The sequence below is a fragment of the Mesorhizobium sp. 131-2-1 genome (assembly GCF_016756535.1).
Classification (GTDB): Bacteria; Pseudomonadota; Alphaproteobacteria; order Rhizobiales; family Rhizobiaceae; genus Mesorhizobium.
In genome coordinates this window covers 4748826-4770948 of the sequence record NZ_AP023247.1, presented here as the reverse complement: position 1 = coordinate 4770948, position 22123 = coordinate 4748826, and the positions used below count along the sequence as shown (strand labels likewise).

Below are 22123 nucleotides of genomic sequence, written 5' to 3'. Positions count from 1 at the left end.
GCGCGAGCCGAGGGCGAGAGGCTGGCGCAGGCCTTGCGCCTTACCTCTTGCCCTCCGGCCGCCATTCCCCGCGGTACCAGTCGACGAACTTTCCTCAGGCCATCCTCGATCCCGACCTTCGGCTTGAAGCCGAAATCCCTTTCCAGCGCGCTGGTGTCGGCAAGAGTCTTCTCGACCTCGCCGGGCTGCAGGGGCAGGTTCTCGCGTGTCGCCTTGACGCCGAGCGGGCTTTCCAGCGTCTCGATGAAACGGCCGAGATGGCGAGATCATCGCGATCGCAACTTCCATGAGAGTCCGGTCAAATCATGGCGCCGGGCGATGCCAGCCGTCGCCTTCCGCTTGATCCGGCCGCGGCCGCGCAACATAGGCCGACGCCCCGTTCGCCTCGTGATAGACGCGCGCCAGCATTTCCGCCAGCACGCCGGACGTCACCATCTGCACCCCGGCGATAAGCAGGAAGAAGCCGGTGAACAGCATCGGGCGCGTGCCGATGTCCTGGCCGAGGAACAGTTTCAGGCACAAGAGATAGGCAAGCACCAGCGAGCCCAGCGCGCCGAGCACGATGCCAATGCCGCCGAAGAAATGTCCGGGCCGGGTGCGGTAGCGCATGAAGAAATACATGAACACAAGGTCGAGCACGACCCTGAAGGTGCGCGAGATGCCATATTTGGACTGGCCGTGGATGCGCGGGTGGTGGGTCACCACTTCCTGCGCGATGCGCCGCGGCGTCGTCACCGTCGCCAGCCAGGCAGGGATGAAGCGGTGCATCTCGCCATAGAGCCTGACACTGCGGATGACGCTGCCGCGGAAGATCTTCAGGCTGCAGCCGTAATCCTTCAGTCGCACGCCTGTGACGCGCGCGATCAGCCTGTTGGCGATGCGCGAGGGCAGGCGGCGCATCAGAAAGCCCTCCTGGCGGTCCTTGCGCCAGCCGGCGACGAGGTCGAGGTCTTCGGTCAGCAGGCGGTAGACCATGCGCGGTATGTCGAACGGGTCGTTCTGCAGGTCGCCGTCGAGGGTGGCGATGACGTCGCCGCGCGCGGCGTCGAGTCCCGCCTGCATGGCGGCAGTCTGCTTGTAGTTGCGGACCAGCTCGACCGCGTGCACATGCTGCCCGTACTCGGCGGCGAGCCGCCGGATCTCAGCCGGCGTCGCGTCCGTGCTGCCATCGTCGACGAGCACCACTTCCCAGGGTTGGCTGTAGCCTTCCATCGCCTGGTGGATGCGGGCGAGCAGAGGCTCGACATTGTCGGCCTCGTTGTACATCGGAATGACGATCGAAAGCCTATGCTCGGGCATGACCGCGCCGTCGGGCAACCCCGATGCAGGGATGGGCAGCAGGTTCATAGCGAGGACTTCCTTGCTGTTTCCGCCGCCGGACTTTCCGGCAGCGTCGATTTCGAGGGGAACAGCCAGGCGATCGCGCCGGTGGCGATGGCCGAGCCGAAGATGAACAGATGCAGCGCGAGCGCCGCCTGCAGACCGCTTTTCACGGCGATGCCGGAGGTGAGCAGCGCCGCCGCCGCGCCCGCCTCATAGGTGCCGAAGCCGGCAACGCCCTGCACCGGCAAGATAGCCGCGCCCTCGGCGCCGACCACGCCCGGAAAGGCGGTGGTGAAGGATGTCCCCAGCATCAGCGCCAGCAGCCATGCCTGCACCGAAAGCTTCAGCGCCCAGTTGGCGACCGTCCACCACCAGCCGTAGCGGGAGCGTCCCGTAGCCTCGGTGAAGATGTCGCGAAGGAGGCCGAGCTTGGCCACCAGCCGGCCGCGCCCCGCCCAGTCGTGCGGCGCGCGCGCCCAGCGGGGCAGATACCAGGCGGCAATTGTCAGCGCCGCGATCCCCGCGGCCCGCAGCGCTGGATGCAGCCCTGGCCACACCAGGCAGGCGAGGATGGCGACGACGAAGGCGTCCTGCAGCCGGAACCACAGAAGCGATGCGCTGGCGCGCATGATCGGGATGCCGAAAACCTGGCGCAAAAGCAGCGGAAAGGCTGTCTCGCCGCCACGGAAAGGCACGACATTGATCATCGCGTTATGGATCAGGATGACGCGCAGGCAGGCGCCGAAACGACCGTTCACCTCGCCGCGGAATTCGTCGCAGACGCGCAGCGCGCGCAGCACGTAGGTGACGAACAAGGCAACGGCCACGGCCACGAAGGCGGCAGGCGTGACACGGTCGAATGCGTCGCCCACCATCTTCCAGCGCGCGTCGCTGGCAAGCCAGGCCAGCAGCGCCAGGGTAACGACTATCGAGACTGCTCGTTTCAACCAATTCTCCGCAGGCTTCCGCCGCCGCGCTCCGGTGGGCTGCATCGGGTGAGGTCCGCGTGTTCCCGGGGATCGGCCGGGATCGGGTCCGTCGCCGATTGGCAGCCCTTGAGCCCTAAGGCCGCGGCTCCTTCAATGCGGCTGCTCCTATAGACCAGCAGTCTGTTCGAATCCACAAGCTTGGTTCCGGCGCGTCGAGAAGATGTGTTCGACCTCACTCTACAACCGGTTGACACCGCTCCGCGCGTGTCGATTAATAGCGGGCGGGGGCGGCAACTGCGATGCCTTGGGGAAGGCTTGGGTTTGTGTTGGCGCCGTATCGGGGAGGCGAAACCAACATGCGACCCACCATATCGACGGCTCAAAGCTTGTTGCCATATCAGCCGGAAAATTGGGTGCTGCGGAGCCCACTTGCGAGGCGCGCCTTGCTGATGGCTCTCATCGCCTGTGGCGGGTTTGCCGCTGCCGCGAATACGGCCGCCGCGAAGGATCGCGCCCCCACCCAGGCCGTTCCAACGGCGTTCGAGATGCAGCTGTTCTATGCGGACCGTACGTGGAACTGGCAGGATGGAGCCGCCTATTTTGCGCAGGACAGGCGCCTGCGCGCCTGGACGGCCGAGCAAGGTTCCACTTCCATCGCCGAAGGCAGATGGCTGCTGACCAATGACGGCAAGATGTGCATGGAGCTTGTCTGGCGCTCCAAGACCTATGCCGCGACGCCGGTCCGCACCTGCTTCAGCCATCGTATCCAGGACGGCAATGTCGAGCAGCGCAAGGATCCGGATGGCGGGTGGTACAGCTTCAAGCACGCGTCCGACCACCCCGCTGACGAACACCAGAAATTCCAGGAAGGCGATGCCAAGAGCATCGAATTCGATACGGCGCGCAAGCTGGTGGAGTCGAAGGGCTGAGCGCCATACGCTGAAACGGATTCAGTCGGCGGACCTTTGTCTTCATGCATGTCGCCCAGACCGCTGCACCCGTCAGGGATTGCGTCAAAACAAAAGAAATAGGGCGGTTCAGCGTTTCGTCGAAACGCCGAACCGCCCGTGAGCAACTCCAGGAAGGTGCGTGGTGGTTGCCTGGAACTGCTTAGACCAAATATTGGGGCGGGTCGGCAATTCAAAAGCCGAACCGCTCCGGTAATCAGGTCTGGCCGCCGGCGGCGGATCAGACAAGAAGAGGCCCGCTGAGAAAGCCCTCAACCCAACTCAGCGAGCCCGCGCCCCGACGCATTACTCACAGGGACGACTGCTAGCCTTGCGGGCTGGCGTTGTTTGCCGGTGTTCGTGTCGTGCGGCGCGCGTCTGGCGCGCGACGCGGCCGTGGCAGTCGGGACAGAGATTGCTGGCGCCGGCATTGCCGGCCCGAGTCCGAAGAAGGGCGCGGCCGTCCTGACAATGGTGTCGATGTCGGACAGCTCCGCCACGAAGCCCAACTGCTCGCGCGCCAAGCTCGGATCGGCATAGAGTTCGGCCGGGTCGCCGGGACGCCGAGCCCGATGGACGACCGGAACCGGGCGCGCCGTCATGCGGCCGACCGCGTCCAGGATCTCGTTGATGGATACGCCTCGGCCGGTACCGAGATTGACCGACAGGCTTTCGCCGCCGGCTTCCAGATGCATCAGGGCCTTGAGGTGCGCGCGGGCAAGGTCGCTGACATGGATGTAGTCGCGCACGCAGGTGCCGTCGACCGTGTCGTAGTCGGTGCCGAAAACCTCGATCGCGTCGATCATGCCGGACGCTGCCATCAGCACTCTGGGTATCAGGTGCGTTTCAGGCGTATGCCATTCGCCAAGCTCTCCCTCGGGATCGGCGCCGCAGGCGTTGAAGTAGCGCAGGATCGCGTATTTCATGCCGTAGGCCGAGGCATAGTCCTTGATGATCTGCTCGCCCATCAGCTTGGTGCGTCCATAGGGGCTGATCGGGTTCTGCGGCGAGGTCTCGCGCACCGGCAGGGTTTCGGGCACGCCGTAGGTCGCGCAGCTCGAGGAAAAGATGATGTTGTCGATGCCATGCGCCCGCGCCACATCGAGCACCGCGATCGTTCCCGCCACGTTGGTCGAATAATAGTCGGCCGGCTCACCGACCGACTCGCCAACATAGGCGAGTGCTGCGAAGTGGATGATCGCCTGTGGCCGACGGGTGGTGATCACCCGTTCGAGCGCCCGACGATCGCGGATATCGCCGACGATCAGCGGACCCCAGCAGACGGATTCCTCGTTGCCGCGGCTCAAATTGTCGTAGACCACCGGCAGGTAACCGCCTGCCGAGAGCAGCTTGCAGGTGTGGCTGCCGATGAAGCCGGCGCCACCGGTTACGAGGACCGGGCGACGAGTCATGACACCGCAGCCTCCCTGACCCACCTGAGGCTGCTGCGCGGGGCGGCGAACCGGCGGCCGCCGAGCAATGCGTCGAAATACGCCGTGGTGTGGGCGAGGCCTTCGCTCAAGGCGACCTTCGGCTCCCAGCCGAGATGCTGCCTGGCGAAGGAAATATCGGGCTTGCGCTGCTTCGGATCGTCGACCGGCAGCGGCCGGTGCACGATGCGCGAGCGGGAATTCGTGTAACCGACGACCAGCTCTGCCAGCTCCATGATGGTGAACTCGACGGGGTTGCCGAGATTGACCGGATGCGGCGCCGCCGCCGGGGCGTTCATCAGCCGGACGAAGCCTTCAATGAGGTCGTCCACGAAGCAGAAGGAGCGCGTCTGCGTGCCGCTGCCGTAGACGGTAATGTCCTCGCCGCGCAGCGCCTGGACGATGAAGTTCGACACCACGCGGCCGTCGTCGGGCTGCATGCGCGGGCCATAGGTGTTGAAGATGCGGGCGACACGGACGTCGATGCCGTATGTCCGCGAATAGTCGTAGAACAGCGTTTCGGCCGAGCGCTTGCCCTCGTCATAGCAGGAGCGCGGGCCATGCGTGTTGACGTTGCCGAAATAGCTCTCGGGCTGCGGATGCACCAGCGGGTCGCCGTAGATCTCGGAGGTCGAAGCCTGGAAGATCTTGGCCTTGTGGCGGCGGGCGAGCTCCAGAAGGTTGATCGAACCCAGCACGCTCGTCTTGAACGTATGGATCGGATCGGCCTGGTAATGCGGCGGGGAGGCGGGGCAGGCGAGGTTGTAGATCTCGTCGACCGCAAGGTCCATCGGCAATGCGTCGACGATGTCGTGCTTGATGCAGGTGAAGAACGGGTCGCGATGCATGCCGTTGAGGTTGTAGCGCTTTCCGGTGTGGAAGTTGTCGAGGACGACGACCTCGTAGCCGTCGAGCAGCAATCTTTCGCACAAATGCGAACCCAGGAAGCCCGCGCCACCGGCGACCAGCGCACGGCCACGATCGGCATTGGCGCCTTTGCGGCCAGCCCCCTGGCCGAGCTTCACGACCTTCATAATCCTGCTCATGACACCCCCTTACTCGGCACGCACACCACCGCCCCGGCCAGGCAAGAGCATTGCTCGACCAAGTCCTGAAACCGTGGCGAACCCTCGGCGTCAGCCAAAGATGCCATCACCCATGATGTGCGTAAAAAAGTCTGAGTTTGCGGGAGCTGTACTGTACGGCTTATTGATTGCCGCTCAGCCCGCTATGCCCCATCAATCGCGATCACGCGTGGTTGCCACCATCGCCGATCTTGCTCGCCCAAATTGCACACCCAACACATATAAAAATATACCTGTGGGGATAGTAGTCAACTAAATTAGGTGTTTGTTAACCTCACTCATTCGCGATTGGTTAATCATGAGCCGCGCGGATCGGGGCTTCCGCCGGTCCGGAATGGGGTGGCGATAGCGGTCGCGGTCAGCGGAGAAGCAGGCACTCAGGCCAGTGAGAAAAGCTTTGTAGCCAACGGCGCTGGTGGGCTTGAAGGTGTCGGATGATCGAGCCGGCAAGTGCATCGCAAGTCTATCTTTCCTTGCGCCGCGGATGTGCTTGGTCGACCTTGGGAAATACAGATGCTTTTGGCCGGACCACGATCAGCGCCGGCGAAAGTCGGTGCGATTGTTGTCTGCGCCTGCCCGGATCGCGGTTGGGCGACAGAGCCGCGGAGCCGCCGTCGCCCGCCCGGCAGGCGGGTGTGCTGCCCACCTCGGCAAGCCGGCCGGGTTTCAACCGGCTCGGAGTGGCGTTTCCACTCTGGGGTGCAACGGGCGGGGTCGGGCGTCGCTCCACGAAAACCGGCTGCGGGGCTAGCGCCTGAGGACATCCGGGGCAGGGCTTCCGAGCCAGTTGCCCGGATTGGACGGAGGGGTCTGACCAGTGGACAACAAGGCCCGCGAACAGCGGGCCTTATCGATCATGCCGAAACCTTTGCCGGCGGCGGCCTACTCCCCGCCCATCTCCTTCTTGAACTGCTCGAAATCGACCTGCATGCCGTTGAAGATCGTGCTCCAGTGGCGGGTCAGCGCCGCCATCGCCACCGCCTCCTGGATCTCCTCGTCGGTGGCGCCCGCGCGCTTGGCGTCCTGCGTGTCCGACCAGATGCAGTAGTTGCATGGGATCTGCGCGGCGACCGCCAGAGAGATCAGCGATTTCACCTTCGGCGGCAGCGCCGTCTTGTCGCTGAGCTCGATGGCCTTGACCTCGGCCCAGGCGCCGGGCAGACCGGCCTTCGGGAACTGTTTCACGAAGCTCGGCACGCCGCCCATGGTCGACTGGATGTCCTTCAGCGTCGCGTCGTAGTCATCGGCCTGGGCGGGCGCCGGGGCCAAGGTCAGGATCAAGGCGCAAGCGGCCGCGAGCATGGATGCGGACGCCAGGCGAAGGAAGGAATGCGTGTTTGAAAGCGTGCAATGGATCGACATGGTTTTCTCCTCTGGCAATTGTTAGCCTTACGATGTAAGGTAGTGTGGAAAATGAACCTTACAGCGTAAGTTGTCAAGCAGCGCCATGGACACATCGAGCAAAAAAAAGCGAGCGCGCGGCCGGCTGTCCCGCGACATGATCGAGGACGCGGCCTTCGAGGTGATCGAGCGGGAAGGGCTTTCCGGCTTTTCGATGCGCAAGCTCGCCGCGGCGCTCGGCTGCGAGGCGATGAGCATCTATCACCACTATCCCTCGCAGGCGCATCTCTACGAAGCGCTGGTCGACCGGCAGATGAGCGCGCTGGTCATCCCCGACGACAGCCTGACCTGGCGCGAGAGGGTCCGGGGCGGCATGCAGGAGTTCCGCCGTGTCGCGACCGAGCACCCGGCTTTCGCGCCGTTCATCGTGGTCTACCGCATGAACTCGCCGCCCTGTCTTGCCAAGCTGAATAGCATCATCGGCGTGTTCGAGGCGGGCGGCTTCGGGACCGAGCTCAGCGCCCGGCTGTTCCGCGCCGCCGGCTACTATCTGATGGGCGCGATCCTCGACGAGACCGCCGGCTACGCCAAGGGACCGTCGGCGGTCACGACTGTCAGCGACGAAGAGCTGGCGCGCGATTTTCCCAGCGTCATGGCGGCCGGGCCCTATTTCGGCACCGCCGGGTTCGACAAGACCTTCGACCTCGGCCTGGAGATGCTGCTGGACGAGATGGAGCGGATTCGCGATGGTGCCCGGGCCGCGACCGCGCAAGGTTGAAGTGATCACGGCCACCGGAACTAGCTGCCAGGGTCCTCGATGCGCTTCCTCTTCGTTCTTGTCCTCTTTGCCGGCGTCGCCATCGGCGTGCTCTATCCCTGGGCGGTGAGCAATTTCTCCGGTCACGAGATCGGCACCTGGCGGGTCTACGAGCAGGGACGCTTCCGGCCAGTGACGGTGCCGCTCGCCGCGCGCGACGCGCCGCTGAGGGTGCTGGTCGACCTAACCGCGCGGGCCGAGCGCATAGTCTCGCAGCAGCGCACCGTGCTGACGCTGACCGCCGCCACCGGCGGCCGCACCGCGCTCGCCTCGACGCTCCAGTTCAACCATTCCGACAATCCGCGCCAGGCAAGCCCGCAGCTGCCGGACAAGATCTTCCGCGACGAGGCGGGCGTGATCCAGACGGTCAGCCCCGGCCCCTATCTCTTCACCGTCGGTCCGGGCGATGCCGAGGGCATCCCCATCCGGGCGGTCGATCTCGTGCTGCGCGCCGAAGCCGGCGCCATCGACGAGCGGGCACGGCCGGTCGGCTACGCGGTGATGGGCGCAGGGCTGATCGGGCTGGTCCTGTCCCTGGCGTTCGGCCGCGGCGGCCGGCCGCAGAACCCCAACTCGCAGCCGCCACCACCGCGCTGGGGCCGCGGCGGCTCGTCGAATTGAGCGCGGCATGAACTATCGCCACGCCTACCACGCCGGCAACTTCGCCGATGTCGTCAAGCATGTCGTGCTGACGCGGCTGGTCGATTATCTGAAGCAGAAGGACAAGGCCTTCCGCGTCATCGACACTCACGCCGGCATCGGCCGCTACGACCTGTCGTCGGTGGAAGCGCAGAAGACCGGCGAGTGGCAGGGCGGCATCGGCCGGCTGGTGGGCGTGCAGCTGGATGCGAGGGCCGCCGCGCTGCTGGCGCCCTATCTCGAAGCCGTTCGCGCGCTGAACCCCAATGGCGAGATGAAGACCTATCCGGGCTCGCCGCTGATCGCCAGGCAGCTGCTGCGCAAGCAGGACCGGCTGACGGCGCTCGAATTGCATCCCCAGGACGCGGCGCGGCTCAAAGCCGTCTTCGCCGGTGATATCCAGGCAAGGGTGATCGAGCTCGACGGCTGGCTGGCGCTCGGCGCGCATCTGCCGCCGAAGGAGAAGCGCGGTCTCGTGCTCGTCGACCCACCCTTCGAGGAGGAAGGGGAATTCTCCCGCCTCGTCGACGGGCTGGCGAGGGCGCACAGACGCTGGCCGGGCGGCCTCTATGCGCTCTGGTATCCGATCAAGGACCGCAAGGCAGTCGCGGCGTTCAGGGCGGCGCTGAAGGAGGCGGATATCCCGAAACTGCTCGACATCGGCTTCGAGATCCGGCCGCCGTCCGGCGAGCCCAGCCTCGACGGCAGCGGCATGGTGGTGGTCAATCCTCCGTTCACGCTGGAAAGCGAATTGCGGATCCTGCTGCCGGCCCTGCACAAGGTCATGGCAGTCGCGCAGCCGTCGCGCTGGACACTGGACTGGCTGGCGGGCGAGTAGGGCGCTGACCGCGCGGCGTGGCCTCCACCAAGGCCGTTGGCGTGACGACGGCCGCCGGCTCTCGCGGATGAGATGGCCTGCACCGCCGCCGATGCCGGCGGCCACGCCTTGGAAACCATTGCCATCGCAACCGCTTGACCGCCGCCAAGCGAATCCGCACAGTGCGCGCAATCGATCTCGAGAGGCTGCCATGACTCGCTTCGCTCGTTCCGCTCTTGCCGCGCTGATCTCGCTCTGCACGCCGCTTGGCACATCGCTTGGCTTCACCCAGGCGGCGCATGCCGCCGACCTCGCCGTCTATTCCGACGAAGACAGCGGCGTCTGCGGCGAGGCCTGGGTGCTGAACAAGATCACCAACCGCTTCGCCTATCAGGTGAAGCACGTGCCGCATCTGCCGGATGTCGCGATCACCGATTTCCGCCGCATCCACCAGCACCGCTACCTGCCGGCCAGCGAGAAATGGCCGATCGGCCGCCGCTATTGCGGCGCCACCGTCGGGCTGTCCGATGGCCGCGCCCGCACCATCTGGTACCTGATCGAGGAAGGCCAGGGCTTCGCCTCGATCGGCGACAATGTCGAATTCTGCGTCTCGGGCTTCGACCGATGGATGGTCTATAACGGCCGCTGCCGCGTCCTGCGCTAGACCAATTCCAAGGAAAAGTGCGCAGCGGTTTTCTGCCTGCCATCCGCGAAACCAGCGTCGTCTTCGCCGCCTTCATCGGCCGGTTCTTCCTCGGCGAGGAACTGACGCCGCGCCGGCGCCTGCGCCGTCGTCGCGCTGGGCGCGCCATCTGCCTAGGCTATCAGGCGTGAGCAAGGAAGCGCGCTATCCCGTCCGTGCACTCCGGCTTGCGCCGGAGAGGTAAGCGCAGATCAGCTCGACGAGTTGCTTGCGCAGCTCCGGCGCATCCAGCATGTCCCGTCGCGCCGCATTGTGGATCACGCCCTCGACCGCCGAGGACAGCACGCGCGCGATCGTCTCGACGTCCTTCCGCCGTCTGCGATACTGCGCCACGGCGGCCGTGTAGTGCTCGAGATAGCGGGTCTGGAACGAGGCGTGCGCGGCGCGCGAGCCGCGATCGCCCGGCGCCTCGTCGAGCAGCACCTGATGCAACGTCGGATGGATGCTGTGCGCCTCGATCATGCCGCGCACAAGGTCCTGCGCGAATCGCTTGAGCGGCTTGCCGCCTTCGGCTGATTCGGCGATCACCGACAGCACCTGATCGAAATGGCGGCGACGGATCGCCTCGAGCAGCGATAGCTTGTCGGGAAAATATTGGTAGAGCGAGCCGATGCTGACGCCGGCCGCCTCGGCCACCTTGTTGGTGGTGAAGCCCGCCCATCCGAGCTCGCTCAGAACATGAGCACCCGCCTCGATGATCGCCTCGACGGTCGCCCGCGAACGCGCCTGGCGCGGCAGCTTGCGCATGCGCATGCGCGGCTTGGCAATGCGAGTAGACATGCTTGTTCCACCTCGCGAGAATGTAAACAACATACTCACATTTTTGAAAAAAGGAACAACGGCCATGAGCGCGCTTTCCCTGCTTCGCAGCCTCTTCATCTATCAGGCCTGGGCCAACGGCGAGCTGCTGGAAAAGCTGGACCAGCTTGATGCGGATGCGCATGCAAACGAGCGCCACGCAGCTATCCGTCTGCTCAATCACAATCTCGTCGTGTCGAAGATATTCGCCGCGCATCTTTCCGGCATGCGCCATTGCTATGTTTCCGACAATACCGAGGACACGCCGTCGCTCGATGCGCTGCGCGACGATGTCGAAGCGATGGACCGCTGGTATCGCGACTATCTCGACGCGGTGGCGCCGCAGCTTCTGTCTGAGCCGGTTCCGTTCGTCTTCACCGACGGCGACAAGGCGATGATGTCTCGCCAGGAGATGCTGACCCATGTCGTCATCCACGGCGGCTATCATCGCGGCGAGATCGGCCGCATCCTCGCGCAGATCTCCGTCGCGCCGCCATGGGATACGTTTGCCGTCCATCTCCACCAGGCAGAACCTTCGCGGCGGCTGCAGATCGTGTGCGAGCCGGCGCGGGTCTGACGGCTGGAAAGCCTTGGATTTCAAGGGAAAAGCGACTGCGCGGGACAAGAGGTGCTGCGATCTTGCGCGCCCCCTCTGTCCTGCCGGACATTTCCCCTACAAGGGGGAGATCAGCTGTTTCGCCGCCTCCATTCAATCCTGCAGCATTGGCGATTGGCGAAAGCCGGCCTGACATCCAATCTCCCCCAGGCGGGGATTGAGGAGCGGCCCGCACAGCGGACGGAAAGCCAACTGCCTGGCTTTCCGAGTGACGAAAGCCGTCAGGACAGAGAGGGGTGCTGTCTCCCCAACATATGCAGCTTCATCGCCACTTACTCGGCCTTATTAAATATAAGCCATAAGCTCGCATTTCACTTTGTGCTGTTCTGCGGCCGACCTATCAAGCAAGGCGACAAGATTGCTCTTCTTGTGGCCGCACGCGATCGACACCGTTGCAAGAGTTCGCGAGCTTGACGAGAAGATCGCATGAGTCGCGACGCCTCAAATTTCTCTCGTTGAAGTTCGTTGCGAGCTGTGAAGAATCTCCGCGGGCTTCTGTTCCGATCATTGCGAGCATGCTTTCGCCGTAACCGAAATTTAATCTGCGAAATTCAGTGTAATGCTTCGCTGGCTAGAAAGCCGCGAGTCAGATATGCATTAGCACGCCGGATCACTAACGATCGCCGGCAAAACGCAAGGGGCATCGCATGGCAAAGACGACAACCAAGGCGCCGGCAGCGAAAGCGCCGGCAAAGAAAGCGGCACCGAAGGCTGCCGCGAAACCTGCAGTGAAGAAGGCAGCGCCGAAGGCAGCAGCCAAGGCGCCGGCGAAGGCAGCGGCGAAACCCGCAGCCAAGAAGCCGGCCGCCAAGGTCATGGCCAAGCCCGCCGCCAAGGCAGCGGCGAAACCCGCAGCCAAGGCAGCGGCGAAACCCGCAGCCAAGGCAGCAGCGAAGCCTGCCGCCAAGAAGCCTGCGGCCAAGGCAGCGGCAAAGCCCGCCGCCAAGGCTCCGATGAAGGCAGCCGCCGCCAAGTCGACGTCGGCAGTGAAGAAGGCAGCTCCGGCAAAGAAGCCGGCCGCCAAGAAGTAATCGCGTAGCTTCGGACGAAGCAGACGCCCTTCCTAAAGCTCCCGGGACTTTGCCATCGGCAAAACTTCCGGGAGCTTTTTTGTTTTCCGACTTCCCAGCAGTTTCGCTGCCGAGGCATTGGCTTTCCGGTTTCGCGCCACTGGCCGTTGTCTTGCCGGCCATGATCGGTCAACAGTGCGCGCAGACAATCAGGAAACCGATCATGCCGAAGCTGCTCTACGCCTCCACCTCTCCCTACAGTTCGAAGGTCCGCATGGCCGCGCTTTACGCCGGTATCGCCGTCGACCTCGTGCCGGTCAAGACCGAGGAGAAGCCGGCCGAATTGATCGGCGCCAACCCGCTCGGCAAGATCCCGGTGCTGGTGCTCGACGACGGCCGCACCATCCATGACAGCCGGGCGATCACCCAGCACCTCAATCGCGTGTCGAAGAACGCCCTGTTCCCGCGCAATCCCGACAAGCGGCTGGAGGCTGAGGTGCTGGAGGCGCTGGCCGACGGCATTTGCGATTGCGCGCTGTCGATGGTCTATGAGCGGCGCACACGGCCGGAAGAGATGGTCTATCAGCCCTGGCTCGACCGCCAGTGGGCGAAGATCGCCGCGGCGCTCGACCTGCTCAACGCCAACCCGCCGAAGCTGCCGAAGAAGATCACCGCCGGCCAGATGGCGCTGCGCGCCACCCTCGGCTACCTGGCGCTGCGCTTCGCCGGCAAATGGGAAAAGGGCCGCGGCCGGCTGACCCGCTGGGCGGCGCGCTTCGACGAGAAGTTCCCGGAATTGAAGCCGGCGGTGCCGGCCTAGTCACCGATCCTTCTCCCACAACGAGAGAAGGCAAAGTGGGCTTGAACCGCCGCCCGCATTCGTGCTTGCCTGAAGCCACGCAAATTGCGGAGTGGTGAACATGGCGAAGGCAGTCACCCAAACCGGCGTCGCTCTCGACCCGATGCTCGAGCGTCTGCGCGCCGCCCTTGGCGGGCGCGCCTTCACCGAACAGAAGATGTTCGGCGGCACCTGCTTCATGCTCAACGGCAACATGCTGATCGGCACCTCGAAGCGCGGGCTGCTGGTGCGCGTCGGCAAGGTGGCGCATGCGGTGGCGGTCGCCCGTCCGCATGCGCGCCCGATGGAAATGGGCGGGCGCGCAATGGAGGGCTACGTCCACGTCGCGCCGGAAGGCACGGCGACCGAAACCGATCTCGCCCGCTGGCTCGATCTTGCCCTGGCCTTCGTCGAGACGCTGCCGCCGAAGTCGAAGCCGGCCAAGGTCGCAAACAGGCGCATCTAAGGCGATGGAGCAGCGTATCCCTGTTGCATCGGCTGATGTCGTGAACCGGCGCTGTCATGCGGCCGGCGGGGAGGAAAGCCATGGCGTTTTTGACAGGACGCTGCATGTGCGAGGCGGTCACCTGGACATATTCCGGGGACATCACGCGCAATCTGGTCTGTTACTGCGCCGATTGCCAGCGCGCCACGTCCGCTCCGTTGACGGCCTTCCTGGGCATGCGGCCGGAGCAGCTGAGCTGGAGCGGCGACATCAGGCACTATGAAAGCAGCCCGGACACCTTTCGCGGGTTCTGCCCGTCCTGCGGGACGCGTCTCTATTTCCGTTCGGACAGGTGGCCTCACGAGATACACGTGCATGCCGCCACCATGACCAACCCGGATGACTACCAGCCCGATGCGCAGGTATTTATGCCCTCACGCGTGAAATGGCTCGATCGGCTGCCGACGATTCCGACGCATGACGGTTTCCAGCAGCGGCCGTCAGGTCCACCAGCCCACCGAACCGCGTTGAGGTCCGGCTGAAGGTGCCAGGTATTGCGGCAAAGCTGGGTGGCTGGCTGGCCACAAAAAAAGCCGGGCGCGAGGCCCGGCTTTTTCGTGTCGTGGCTTGGACGACTTAGAACTTCATACCGACGCCGAAGGTGACGCGGTTGTCCTTCGACTTGACGTTGCCGACATTGTCGAAGTCCTTGTCGCCGTAGTCGGTGTAGCGGTACTCGACACGGCCGAACACGTTGTCGGTGATCTTGATGTCGGTGCCGACACCGGCCGTCCAGCCGAGCATCGCCTTGCTGTCGCTGGAGACGCCGTCGTCGATCTTCTGGTTCTTGGCGGCAAGACCGCCGGTACCGTAGAGCAGGATTTCCGGGGTCACGCTGTAGCCGAGACGGGCACGCAGCGAGCCTTCGAGGCCGGACTTGGCTTCGATGCCGTTGCTGGAGCCCTTGGTGCCGTTGTAGCCGATATCGGCTTCAGCACCGTACACGAAGTTCTCCTGCTGCCACTGATAGCCGCCGAAGACGCCACCGACAAAACCCTTGGTCTTGATGTTGGTGCCGGCATCGCGGGCATCGGCATGGCCGCTGAAGCCGTAGCCGGCGCTGAGACCGGCATAGGGGCCGGCCCAGGAAGCGACGGGGAGTTCGGCAACCGGGGCGGGTGCCGGCGGCTCTTCCGAGACGACGTCGGCGGCATAGGCGGTACCGCCAAGGGCGAAGAGCCCGAGCGCGACCGCGAGCGGCGCGAATTTGAGGTTGGCTTTCATTGTTCTTTACTCCTTAAGCCACAGGACACATAGGCTTGTTGTTCATGAGCGCCCCAAGACCCGTCCGGGGGGATAAACGGACCCGGCGCTCAACGGTTCCAAATGTCGTGTCGAAATGCGGCTGAAGCGAACCTGAACTTGGGTCATTCCCCGGCGCGAATGAGGCTGAACCGTGACGTTGCATCTTCGCAACAGCGAAATGTCAGGAGGTCTTCCATGCTGCGCTGCACGCGGCTTGGTGCAAGGAGTCCAGCGTCCTATATTGCGATCCTGCCGGCGCGATTCCGGATCACGCAAAGGTTGCGGCGAGGCCGCTTCGCCACATTCCCGCCCCAGGAGGAAACGGCGCTTAACCCCTCGGCCCGTCATAATGTGCCGGCTAGCGGAATCGAGGCGCCGATTGAGGATTGACAGATGACGAAGATCGCGACGGCGCTGGTGACGGGTGGCGCAAAACGGATCGGCAAGGCGATCGTCGAGGATCTGGCGGCACACGGCTTTGCCGTCGCCATCCATGCCAACCGCTCAGGCGCCGAGGCCGAGGCGCTGGCAGAGCGCATAAGGCGCGAGGGCGGCCGCGCCGCCGTGGTCGCCGCCGACCTCACCGACATGGACGCCGTCAGCGACTTGGTCGGCCGCTCGGAGGCGGCGCTTGGGCCGGTCAGGCTGCTCGTCAACAATGCCTCGCTTTTCGTCGACGACCGGGTGGAGGATTTCGACTGGCAGGCCTGGGACCGCCACTTCGCCATTCATGTCAAGACGCCGGCGCTTCTGGCGCAGAATTTCGCGCGCGCCCTGCCGCAAGGCGAGGAGGGGCTGATCGTCAACATCATCGACCAGCGCGTCTGGCGCCCGACGCCGCGCTATTTCTCCTATGCGCTGTCGAAGTCGGCGCTGTGGACGCAGACCGAGATGCTGGCGCAGGCGCTTGGCCCCCGCATCCGCGTCAACGCCATCGGGCCCGGCCCAACCTTGAAGAACGCCCGCCAGGACGATCATGATTTCGACAGGCAGGTCGCCGGGCTGATCCTGAAGCGCGGCCCGGATTTGTCCGAATTCGGCGCCACAATCCGCTACCTCTGGCAGGCGCGCTCGGTCACCGGCCAGATGATCGCGCTCGACGGCGGTCAGCACCTTGCGTGGCAGACGCCGGATGTGACAGGCATGGTGGAATGAGTCCCGCCCAAACGCACAAAGGAAACGGCGTCGCCGACGACCTGCCGCCCGACCTCGACCTCGAGGACGAGTCGGCCGAGGAGATCGTCGAGCCGGAGACCGTCGGACCGGATGTCGCCTTCACGGCGATAGACTGGTCGCCGCATGCCGGCGATGCCGACGGCATGGTCGGCGCCGAGGTGATCCAGACGCTGGTCAAGCGGCTGCCCAACGCGCCCGGCGTCTACCGCATGATGAATGCCGCCGGCGACGTGCTCTATGTCGGCAAGGCGCGCAGCCTGAAGAAGCGCGTCACCAACTATGCGCAGGGGCGTTTCCACACCGCCCGCATCGGCCGCATGGTGCGCGAGACGGCGACGATGGAGTTCGTCGTCACCCGCACCGAGATCGAGGCGCTGCTGCTCGAGGCAAACCTCATCAAGCGGCTCAGGCCCCGTTTCAACGTGCTGATGCGGGACGACAAGTCTTTCCCCTACATTCTGCTCACCGGCGACCATGTCTCGCCCGGCATCTATAAGCATCGCGGCGCGCGTTCGCGAAAAGGCGATTATTTCGGCCCCTTCGCTTCCGCTGGCGCCGTCGGCCGCACCATCAACTCGCTGCAGCGCGCCTTCCTGCTGAGGAGCTGCACCAACTCCTTTTACGAGAACCGCACCCGGCCCTGCCTGCTCTACCAGATCAAGCGCTGTGCCGGACCTTGCACCGGCGAGATCTCGCAGGAGGACTATGCCGGGCTGGTCGCCGAGGCGAAGGATTTTCTCTCCGGCCGCAGCCAGAAGGTGAAGACGGAAATCTCCGCCGCCATGCAGGAAGCGTCAGCGGAGCTCGATTTCGAGCGCGCCGCCATCTATCGCGACCGGCTGGCGGCCCTTTCGCATGTGCAGAGCCACCAGGGCATCAACCCGCAGACGGTGGAGGAGGCCGACGTCTTCGCCATCCACCAGGAGGGCGGCCAGACCTGCATCCAGGTGTTCTTCTTCCGCACCGGCCAGAACTGGGGCAACCGCGCCTATTTCCCCAAGGCCGACCCGGCGCTGGAGCCGGCGGAGGTGCTGGGCTCGTTCCTGGCGCAGTTCTATGACGACAAGCCGACGCCGCGCGCCATCCTGCTGTCACAAGCCGTCGAGGAGCAAGAGCTTCTGGCCGAGGCGCTGTCGACCCGCGCCGGCCGCAAGGTGTCGATCTCCGTGCCGCAGCGCGGCGAGAAGAAGGACCTGACCGACAACGCGCTGCAGAATGCGCGCGAGGCGCTCGGCCGCAGGCTCGCCGAAACCTCGACGCAGGCGCGCCTGCTGTCGGGGTTTGCTGGAACCTTCGGCCTGGCAAAGCCGCCGGTGCGCATCGAGGTCTACGACAATTCGCACATCATGGGCACCAACGCCGTCGGCGCCATGGTCGTCGCCGGGCCGGAAGGCTTCGTGAAGAACCAGTACCGGAAATTCAACATCCGCTCGACCGAGATCACGCCCGGCGACGATTTCGGCATGATGCGCGAAGTGATGGAGCGGCGGTTCTCGCGCCTGCTGAAGGAGCATGGCGACACGCCGCAGGAGGTGGAAGGCGCCGCCGGCGGGGATGATGGCGAGGACGGCATTGAGGCCAACAGCGGCTTTCCGGCCTGGCCGGACGTCATCCTCATCGACGGCGGCCAGGGCCAGATGACGGCGGTGCGCAAGATCCTCGCCGATCTCGGCATCGAGGACCGCGTCGCCGCGATCGGTATCGCCAAGGGCCAGGACCGCGACGCCGGCCGCGAGCGCTTCTTTGTCAGGGGCAGGGACTCTTTTTCGCTGCCGGTGCGCGATCCCGTGCTCTATTTCGTCCAGCGGCTGCGCGACGAGGTCCACCGCTTCGCCATCGGCTCGCATCGTGCCCGCCGCAAGAAGGAGATGGTCAAGAGCCCGCTCGACGAGATCGCCGGCATAGGCCCGGGCCGCAAGCGCGCGCTGCTCTTGCATTTCGGCACCGCCAAGGCGGTCAGCCGCGCCGCGATCGAGGATCTGGTCAAAGTCGACGGCATTTCGGAACAGATGGCCAAGCTGGTCTACAACCATTTTCATGACAGCTGACCATTCTTGCGCCTATTTTCGCCTGACCAATCGAATCTGACCTGTTGACCCCCCACATTCCCTTCTGATTTGAGTACGCAGCGGAGAGAGTACCCAAAACGACATGGCCCAGCGCGCGTTCAACCTGCCGAACATCCTCACCTACGCCCGCATCATCGCGGTGCCGCTGGTGGTGCTGTGCTTTTTCCTCGAGGGACATCTGAAGTCGAGCGACTTCGCCCGCTGGTCGGCGCTGGTCATCTTCCTGCTCGCTTCCATCACCGATTATTTCGACGGCTATCTGGCGCGCGCCTGGCAGCAGACCTCCAACATCGGCAAGATGCTCGATCCAATCGCCGACAAATTGCTGGTCGCCACCTGCCTGCTGCTTCTGGCCGCCGACACCGACCGTCATGCCGGCATCGCCGGCTGGTCGCTGTGGGCGGCGATCATCATCCTGTGCCGCGAGATCCTGGTCTCCGGCCTGCGCGAATATCTGGCGGCGCTTAAAGTGTCGGTGCCGGTCACCCAGCTCGCCAAGTGGAAGACCACCATCCAGATGGTCGCCATCGCCTTCCTGCTCGCGGGCCCCGCCGGCGACAAGATTTTCCCGCTGACCACGCAGACCGGACTGGTGCTGCTGTGGATCGCGGCGCTGGTCACGCTCTACACCGGCTACGATTATTTCCGCGCCGGCCTCAAGCACATCATGGACGAGTAGAATGGCGACGCGGCTCATCTATTTCGCTTGGGTGCGCGAGCGGATCGGCAAGCCGGAAGAGGATGTCGAACTTCCCGCCGGCATCGAGACGGTGGCAGATCTCTTGCGTTGGCTGAAGTCGCGCGGCGAGGAATACGAGAACGCGCTGCAATTTCCCGACGTCATCCGCGTCGCCATCAATCAGGAACATGTCGGCCACCGCGAAAAGATCGCGGGCGCGCGCGAGATCGCGCTGTTCCCGCCGATGACCGGGGGCTGAAACCGTGCCCGGCGCCGTGCGGCCGACGGTGCGCATCGAGCGCCAAGATTTCGACGTCGCCGCCGAGATCGCCAGGCTGACCGCGGGCCGCGCCGACATCGGCGCCGTCGTGACCTTCTCCGGTCTTTGCCGCGATGAGCAGGGCGCGCTTTCGGCGCTAGAGCTTGAACATTATCCCGGGATGGCCGAGGCCGAGATCGGCCGCATCGCTGCCGAGGCGATTGAGCGCTGGCCCCTCCAGGGGCTGACCGTCATCCACCGCCACGGCAAGGTCCGGCCCGGCGAGAACATCGTGCTGGTGGTGGCCGCCTCGGCGCACCGGCAGGCGGCATTCGAGGCGGCGAATTTCCTCATGGATTACCTCAAATCGCGCGCGCCCTTCTGGAAGAAGGAGCACCATGCCGATGGTTCCGAGGGCGGTTGGGTCGAGGCCAAGGAGGCCGACGACGAGGCAGCCGGCCGCTGGAAGACGAAGCCGACCGATTAAATCCACCCCGTGGCCATGCATTGACCTTAATCCTGCAGGACGCTTCGCAGGCTGGCGCAACCTAGGGGAGCTGGGTCATGCTGGACAGGATCGCTGAGTTCTTCATCTTCGGCCTGGTGCCGTTGGTCGTTGGCGTGCTTGCGGTGCCGGAACTCTCCGTTGCCGCCGAAAAGAAGCTGCAGGGCGAGGTAATGTATCGCGAGCGCATCGCGCTGCCGCCCAACGCCGTGCTCTCCGTCGAGCTTGCCGACGTGTCGCTGGCCGACGCGCCGGCCGCCATCATCGGCGAGCGCAAGGTGGCGCCGGCGGGCCAGGTGCCGATCAAGTTCGAGATCAGCTTCGACCCGCAGGTCATCCGCCCGAACATGACCTATGCGCTGCAGGCGCGCATCACCGTCGACGACAAGCTGCTTTTCATCACCGATACGCGCCTTCAGGTCGACCCGCTGAGCGACAAGCCTGAGACCATCGTGCTGAAGATGGTGGCGCCGGACCCGAAGGCGGATGCGCTGATCGGCCAGAGCTGGCTGATCGAATATATCGACGGCATCGGCGTGATTTCGCAGCCGCAGGCGACGTTCCGCATCGGCGAAGCCGGCAAGGCCGGCGGCAAGGGCCCCTGCAACGCCTATTTCGCCACCGCCAAGGTGGATGGCGAAAAGATCGCCATCAGCGACATCGGCTCGACTTACATGGCCTGCGCCCCTGAGGTCATGGCCGAGGAGAAGGCGCTGTTCGAGGCGCTCGCCAAGGCCGCCTCCTACCATGTCGATGCCGGCAAGCTCACCATCGCCGACAAGGACGGCCGCGAAATACTGCGCTTCAACGCGGCGAGTTGATTACCGGAAAATCTCGACAGCCGGGAATAGTCCGAACGGCCGAAGCGTTACTTCCTCAGATGGCGGGCAGGCAAAAGGGAGAAGTCCCTTCACTGAAGCCGCCAGACCGAATGCGGCTCGATCTGGCCACTCAAAAGGAGTTCCAGATATGAAAATGCACGCGCTCATCCTTGCTGCCACAGGCGTATCGTTGATTGCCTTCGCTGGCCTCGCCAGGGCGGACGACCATCTGTTCAATGCCACTCAGCATGGCCTCAGCCCCGACGGCCAACCCTTCCAGACCAACAAGGCCGGCCATAGCGGCGACCTCGCGCCTGGGCAGGGCAGTCCGTTTGTCGGTGAGGAAACCAAGACGCCATCCACCGACACGGATGCAGCGAACTTGCATGCGAATGTGAAAGAGCGCCAACCGAAGTAACAGGGAAGCCCGCCGTGAGGGGCGGCGGGATCTCGTTCTCCCATATGCTGCGCCGCGAGCGCACCACTCCTGACGGGATTACGCCTGCGATGGCGGTGGCGCCGGTGTCAGGCCGAAGCGGCGCATCAGGTCCATGATTTTCGCGCGGTCGGGCGGGCCGCCGGTGCTGAAGATGGCGAAGGCCTCGCGGAAATATTCCGGACCGATCGCGGCTGGCGTCACCACGCACAGCACCTTGGCGGTCTCGGCGGTGTTGTTGTCGAAACGGTGGACGGCGCCGCGCGGAATGCACAACGCTTGTCCAGGCCCGATGTCATACTGGTGCCCGTCGACGGTCAGCGTCAGCGAGCCTTCGATCCCATACCAGGTTTCCTCATAGTGGTCGTGGCTGTGCGCCGGGGCGAGCAGCCGCTGCGAGCCGGGGACCGTCAGCTCGAAGGTCGCGATGCTGCCGTTAGACTGTTCGCCGGTGAGCAGGAAGCGAACGGCAAGGCCGTCATGGCTGATCGTCTCGTCCGCCGGATTGACGCGAACCTGCCTGGTTTTCTCTAGCATTCCATCCTCCTGTGTGGTAAATCGAATTTACCGAAATGAGTAAACTCAATTTACCATAGTGTCAATGCCATCATCCACGGAAGATCCTCCGAAGAAGCCTCCATTGATCGGCGCGCTGCTGCGCGTGCCGGCGATGGCCATCCATCGTAAGCTGATCCGGGAGCTCAGGGCAGCCGGCTTCGACGATATCAGCCCGCCGCATATGGCGGTGATCCAGTATCCCGGCCCGGACGGCATGCGGCCGAGCGCGCTTGCCGAGCGCGCCGCCATGAGCAAGCAGGCCATGAACCAGCTGCTGAAAACGCTGGAAGGAATGGGCTACGTCACGCGCTCAGCCGCCCCTGACGAAAGCGGCGGGACGATCGTCAACTTTACCGACCGCGGGCGAGCCGCCTACCAGAAGATGGCCGACATATTGCTCGACGTCGAACGGGAATGGGCCGAGGAACTTGGCGAGAAGCGCTTTCATGAACTGAAGACGCTGCTCGGCGACCTCTGGGACACGCCACTGATCCGCTAGAGCAATTCCAGAAAAAGTGCGCAGCGGTTTTCCGTCCGAAATTGCGTCAAAACAAATACTTAGGGCGGTTCAGCGATT

27 protein-coding genes are annotated in these 22123 nt (G+C 64.5%); 19 read left to right on the top strand and 8 right to left on the bottom strand.

Annotation, left to right across the window (positions count from 1 at the left end; translation table 11 throughout):
• Nucleotides 1–303: 303 nt before the first annotated feature.
• Complete coding sequence (locus tag JG743_RS23405) at nucleotides 304–1347, bottom strand: glycosyltransferase family 2 protein (protein WP_244672890.1); 1044 nt, start codon at nucleotides 1345–1347, stop codon at nucleotides 304–306.
• Nucleotides 1344–2270: a lysylphosphatidylglycerol synthase domain-containing protein gene (locus JG743_RS23400; protein WP_202293081.1), complete on the bottom strand. Its 927-nt coding sequence runs from the start codon at nucleotides 2268–2270 to the stop codon at nucleotides 1344–1346. The genes JG743_RS23405 and JG743_RS23400 overlap by 4 nt, the downstream gene beginning before the upstream one ends.
• Nucleotides 2271–2701: 431 nt before the next feature.
• Between JG743_RS23400 and JG743_RS23395 the strand changes: the two genes are divergently transcribed.
• Complete coding sequence (locus JG743_RS23395; RefSeq protein WP_244673217.1) at nucleotides 2702–3181, top strand: DUF995 domain-containing protein; 480 nt, start codon at nucleotides 2702–2704, stop codon at nucleotides 3179–3181.
• A gap of 290 nt (nucleotides 3182–3471) precedes the next feature.
• Here JG743_RS23395 and galE read toward each other — a convergent pair whose 3' ends face one another.
• From galE to JG743_RS23380, 3 genes are all read right to left on the bottom strand, one after another.
• A complete protein-coding gene (gene galE / locus JG743_RS23390; RefSeq protein ID WP_202293079.1) occupies nucleotides 3472–4611 on the bottom strand; it encodes a UDP-glucose 4-epimerase GalE in 1140 nt (379 codons plus the stop codon).
• Nucleotides 4608–5675, bottom strand: coding sequence for a UDP-glucuronic acid decarboxylase family protein (locus JG743_RS23385; RefSeq protein WP_202293078.1), 1068 nt, complete (start codon nucleotides 5673–5675; stop codon nucleotides 4608–4610). Before JG743_RS23385 ends, galE begins: the two co-directional genes overlap by 4 nt.
• Before the next feature lie 921 nt (nucleotides 5676–6596).
• Nucleotides 6597–7016, bottom strand: coding sequence for a carboxymuconolactone decarboxylase family protein (locus JG743_RS23380; protein WP_446720915.1), 420 nt, complete (start codon nucleotides 7014–7016; stop codon nucleotides 6597–6599).
• Between the two features lie 145 nt (nucleotides 7017–7161).
• On the opposite strand from JG743_RS23380, the gene JG743_RS23375 reads away from it, so the two are divergent.
• The 5 genes from JG743_RS23375 (at nucleotide 7162) to JG743_RS23355 (ending at nucleotide 10162) form a co-directional block, all read left to right on the top strand.
• Nucleotides 7162–7833 carry a TetR/AcrR family transcriptional regulator gene (locus JG743_RS23375; RefSeq protein ID WP_202293076.1) on the top strand — a complete coding sequence of 224 codons (672 nt, stop codon included), beginning with the start codon at nucleotides 7162–7164 and terminating at the stop codon, nucleotides 7831–7833.
• A 39-nt stretch (nucleotides 7834–7872) separates the two neighbouring features.
• A complete protein-coding gene (locus JG743_RS23370) occupies nucleotides 7873–8493 on the top strand; it encodes a hypothetical protein (RefSeq protein ID WP_202293075.1) in 621 nt (206 codons plus the stop codon).
• A 7-nt stretch (nucleotides 8494–8500) separates the two neighbouring features.
• Entirely contained in the window at nucleotides 8501–9349 is an 849-nt protein-coding gene (locus JG743_RS23365) for a 23S rRNA (adenine(2030)-N(6))-methyltransferase RlmJ (protein ID WP_202293074.1), read from the top strand.
• 190 nt (nucleotides 9350–9539) lie between these two features.
• Nucleotides 9540–9992: a hypothetical protein gene (locus tag JG743_RS23360; RefSeq protein ID WP_202293073.1), complete on the top strand. Its 453-nt coding sequence runs from the start codon at nucleotides 9540–9542 to the stop codon at nucleotides 9990–9992.
• 17 nt (nucleotides 9993–10009) lie between these two features.
• On the top strand, nucleotides 10010–10162 hold the full coding sequence (locus tag JG743_RS23355) for a hypothetical protein (RefSeq protein WP_244672889.1): 153 nt from the start codon (nucleotides 10010–10012) through the stop codon (nucleotides 10160–10162).
• 13 nt (nucleotides 10163–10175) lie between these two features.
• Here the strand turns inward: JG743_RS23355 and JG743_RS23350 are convergent, their stop codons facing one another.
• Nucleotides 10176–10811 carry a TetR/AcrR family transcriptional regulator gene (locus tag JG743_RS23350; RefSeq protein WP_342215665.1) on the bottom strand — a complete coding sequence of 212 codons (636 nt, stop codon included), beginning with the start codon at nucleotides 10809–10811 and terminating at the stop codon, nucleotides 10176–10178.
• A 64-nt stretch (nucleotides 10812–10875) separates the two neighbouring features.
• On the opposite strand from JG743_RS23350, the gene JG743_RS23345 reads away from it, so the two are divergent.
• The 5 genes from JG743_RS23345 to JG743_RS23325 all read left to right on the top strand — a co-directional run bounded on the left by JG743_RS23345 (nucleotide 10876) and on the right by JG743_RS23325 (nucleotide 14280).
• Entirely contained in the window at nucleotides 10876–11406 is a 531-nt protein-coding gene (locus tag JG743_RS23345) for a DinB family protein (protein WP_202293072.1), read from the top strand.
• Between the two features lie 686 nt (nucleotides 11407–12092).
• Nucleotides 12093–12476, top strand: a complete 384-nt coding sequence (locus JG743_RS23340; RefSeq protein ID WP_202293071.1) for a hypothetical protein — start codon at nucleotides 12093–12095, stop codon at nucleotides 12474–12476.
• A gap of 202 nt (nucleotides 12477–12678) precedes the next feature.
• Entirely contained in the window at nucleotides 12679–13275 is a 597-nt protein-coding gene (locus tag JG743_RS23335) for a glutathione S-transferase family protein (protein WP_202293070.1), read from the top strand.
• A 100-nt stretch (nucleotides 13276–13375) separates the two neighbouring features.
• Entirely contained in the window at nucleotides 13376–13759 is a 384-nt protein-coding gene (locus tag JG743_RS23330) for a TfoX/Sxy family protein (RefSeq protein ID WP_244672888.1), read from the top strand.
• An 80-nt stretch (nucleotides 13760–13839) separates the two neighbouring features.
• Nucleotides 13840–14280, top strand: coding sequence for a GFA family protein (locus JG743_RS23325; protein WP_202293068.1), 441 nt, complete (start codon nucleotides 13840–13842; stop codon nucleotides 14278–14280).
• A gap of 94 nt (nucleotides 14281–14374) precedes the next feature.
• On the opposite strand, the gene JG743_RS23320 is transcribed toward JG743_RS23325, so the two are convergent.
• Nucleotides 14375–15022: an outer membrane protein gene (locus JG743_RS23320; protein WP_202293067.1), complete on the bottom strand. Its 648-nt coding sequence runs from the start codon at nucleotides 15020–15022 to the stop codon at nucleotides 14375–14377.
• A 414-nt stretch (nucleotides 15023–15436) separates the two neighbouring features.
• On the opposite strand from JG743_RS23320, the gene JG743_RS23315 reads away from it, so the two are divergent.
• The 7 genes from JG743_RS23315 to JG743_RS23285 all read left to right on the top strand — a co-directional run bounded on the left by JG743_RS23315 (nucleotide 15437) and on the right by JG743_RS23285 (nucleotide 20970).
• A complete protein-coding gene (locus JG743_RS23315) occupies nucleotides 15437–16198 on the top strand; it encodes an SDR family oxidoreductase (RefSeq protein WP_202293066.1) in 762 nt (253 codons plus the stop codon).
• Nucleotides 16195–18267, top strand: coding sequence for an excinuclease ABC subunit UvrC (gene uvrC / locus JG743_RS23310; RefSeq protein WP_202293065.1), 2073 nt, complete (start codon nucleotides 16195–16197; stop codon nucleotides 18265–18267). The genes JG743_RS23315 and uvrC overlap by 4 nt, the downstream gene beginning before the upstream one ends.
• A gap of 103 nt (nucleotides 18268–18370) precedes the next feature.
• Entirely contained in the window at nucleotides 18371–18967 is a 597-nt protein-coding gene (pgsA, locus tag JG743_RS23305; protein ID WP_126055601.1) for a CDP-diacylglycerol--glycerol-3-phosphate 3-phosphatidyltransferase, read from the top strand.
• A 1-nt stretch (nucleotide 18968) separates the two neighbouring features.
• A complete protein-coding gene (gene moaD, locus JG743_RS23300) occupies nucleotides 18969–19226 on the top strand; it encodes a molybdopterin converting factor subunit 1 (RefSeq protein WP_202293064.1) in 258 nt (85 codons plus the stop codon).
• A gap of 4 nt (nucleotides 19227–19230) precedes the next feature.
• Nucleotides 19231–19713, top strand: a complete 483-nt coding sequence (locus JG743_RS23295; protein ID WP_202293063.1) for a molybdenum cofactor biosynthesis protein MoaE — start codon at nucleotides 19231–19233, stop codon at nucleotides 19711–19713.
• Nucleotides 19714–19790: 77 nt separating this feature from the next.
• Entirely contained in the window at nucleotides 19791–20552 is a 762-nt protein-coding gene (locus tag JG743_RS23290; protein WP_202293062.1) for a YbaY family lipoprotein, read from the top strand.
• A 148-nt stretch (nucleotides 20553–20700) separates the two neighbouring features.
• Complete coding sequence (locus tag JG743_RS23285) at nucleotides 20701–20970, top strand: hypothetical protein (protein ID WP_202293061.1); 270 nt, start codon at nucleotides 20701–20703, stop codon at nucleotides 20968–20970.
• Nucleotides 20971–21048: 78 nt separating this feature from the next.
• Here JG743_RS23285 and JG743_RS23280 read toward each other — a convergent pair whose 3' ends face one another.
• Nucleotides 21049–21525 (bottom strand): cupin domain-containing protein, encoded by a 477-nt coding sequence (locus JG743_RS23280; protein WP_202293060.1) that lies wholly within the window; start codon nucleotides 21523–21525, stop codon nucleotides 21049–21051.
• 103 nt (nucleotides 21526–21628) lie between these two features.
• Here JG743_RS23280 and JG743_RS23275 point away from each other — a divergent pair, with 103 nt between their 5' ends.
• Complete coding sequence (locus JG743_RS23275) at nucleotides 21629–22045, top strand: MarR family winged helix-turn-helix transcriptional regulator (protein ID WP_244672887.1); 417 nt, start codon at nucleotides 21629–21631, stop codon at nucleotides 22043–22045.
• Nucleotides 22046–22123 lie beyond the last annotated feature (78 nt).

What these genes read in the sequence shown, in the direction of transcription:
- JG743_RS23405 (WP_244672890.1), bottom strand. Translation starts at nt 1,347, where the DNA reads ATGAACCTGCTGCCCATCCCTGCATCGGGGTTGCCCGACGGCGCGGTC.
- JG743_RS23395 (WP_244673217.1), top strand. Translation starts at nt 2,702, where the DNA reads ATGGCTCTCATCGCCTGTGGCGGGTTTGCCGCTGCCGCGAATACGGCC.
- galE (WP_202293079.1), bottom strand. Translation starts at nt 4,611, where the DNA reads ATGACTCGTCGCCCGGTCCTCGTAACCGGTGGCGCCGGCTTCATCGGC.
- JG743_RS23385 (WP_202293078.1), bottom strand. Translation starts at nt 5,675, where the DNA reads ATGAGCAGGATTATGAAGGTCGTGAAGCTCGGCCAGGGGGCTGGCCGC.
- JG743_RS23380 (WP_446720915.1), bottom strand. Translation starts at nt 7,016, where the DNA reads ATGCTCGCGGCCGCTTGCGCCTTGATCCTGACCTTGGCCCCGGCGCCC.
- JG743_RS23375 (WP_202293076.1), top strand. Translation starts at nt 7,162, where the DNA reads ATGGACACATCGAGCAAAAAAAAGCGAGCGCGCGGCCGGCTGTCCCGC.
- JG743_RS23370 (WP_202293075.1), top strand. Translation starts at nt 7,873, where the DNA reads ATGCGCTTCCTCTTCGTTCTTGTCCTCTTTGCCGGCGTCGCCATCGGC.
- JG743_RS23365 (WP_202293074.1), top strand. Translation starts at nt 8,501, where the DNA reads ATGAACTATCGCCACGCCTACCACGCCGGCAACTTCGCCGATGTCGTC.
- JG743_RS23360 (WP_202293073.1), top strand. Translation starts at nt 9,540, where the DNA reads ATGACTCGCTTCGCTCGTTCCGCTCTTGCCGCGCTGATCTCGCTCTGC.
- JG743_RS23350 (WP_342215665.1), bottom strand. Translation starts at nt 10,811, where the DNA reads ATGTCTACTCGCATTGCCAAGCCGCGCATGCGCATGCGCAAGCTGCCG.
- JG743_RS23345 (WP_202293072.1), top strand. Translation starts at nt 10,876, where the DNA reads ATGAGCGCGCTTTCCCTGCTTCGCAGCCTCTTCATCTATCAGGCCTGG.
- JG743_RS23340 (WP_202293071.1), top strand. Translation starts at nt 12,093, where the DNA reads ATGGCAAAGACGACAACCAAGGCGCCGGCAGCGAAAGCGCCGGCAAAG.
- JG743_RS23335 (WP_202293070.1), top strand. Translation starts at nt 12,679, where the DNA reads ATGCCGAAGCTGCTCTACGCCTCCACCTCTCCCTACAGTTCGAAGGTC.
- JG743_RS23330 (WP_244672888.1), top strand. Translation starts at nt 13,376, where the DNA reads ATGGCGAAGGCAGTCACCCAAACCGGCGTCGCTCTCGACCCGATGCTC.
- JG743_RS23325 (WP_202293068.1), top strand. Translation starts at nt 13,840, where the DNA reads ATGGCGTTTTTGACAGGACGCTGCATGTGCGAGGCGGTCACCTGGACA.
- JG743_RS23320 (WP_202293067.1), bottom strand. Translation starts at nt 15,022, where the DNA reads ATGAAAGCCAACCTCAAATTCGCGCCGCTCGCGGTCGCGCTCGGGCTC.
- JG743_RS23315 (WP_202293066.1), top strand. Translation starts at nt 15,437, where the DNA reads ATGACGAAGATCGCGACGGCGCTGGTGACGGGTGGCGCAAAACGGATC.
- uvrC (WP_202293065.1), top strand. Translation starts at nt 16,195, where the DNA reads ATGAGTCCCGCCCAAACGCACAAAGGAAACGGCGTCGCCGACGACCTG.
- pgsA (WP_126055601.1), top strand. Translation starts at nt 18,371, where the DNA reads ATGGCCCAGCGCGCGTTCAACCTGCCGAACATCCTCACCTACGCCCGC.
- moaD (WP_202293064.1), top strand. Translation starts at nt 18,969, where the DNA reads ATGGCGACGCGGCTCATCTATTTCGCTTGGGTGCGCGAGCGGATCGGC.
- JG743_RS23290 (WP_202293062.1), top strand. Translation starts at nt 19,791, where the DNA reads ATGCTGGACAGGATCGCTGAGTTCTTCATCTTCGGCCTGGTGCCGTTG.
- JG743_RS23285 (WP_202293061.1), top strand. Translation starts at nt 20,701, where the DNA reads ATGAAAATGCACGCGCTCATCCTTGCTGCCACAGGCGTATCGTTGATT.
- JG743_RS23280 (WP_202293060.1), bottom strand. Translation starts at nt 21,525, where the DNA reads ATGCTAGAGAAAACCAGGCAGGTTCGCGTCAATCCGGCGGACGAGACG.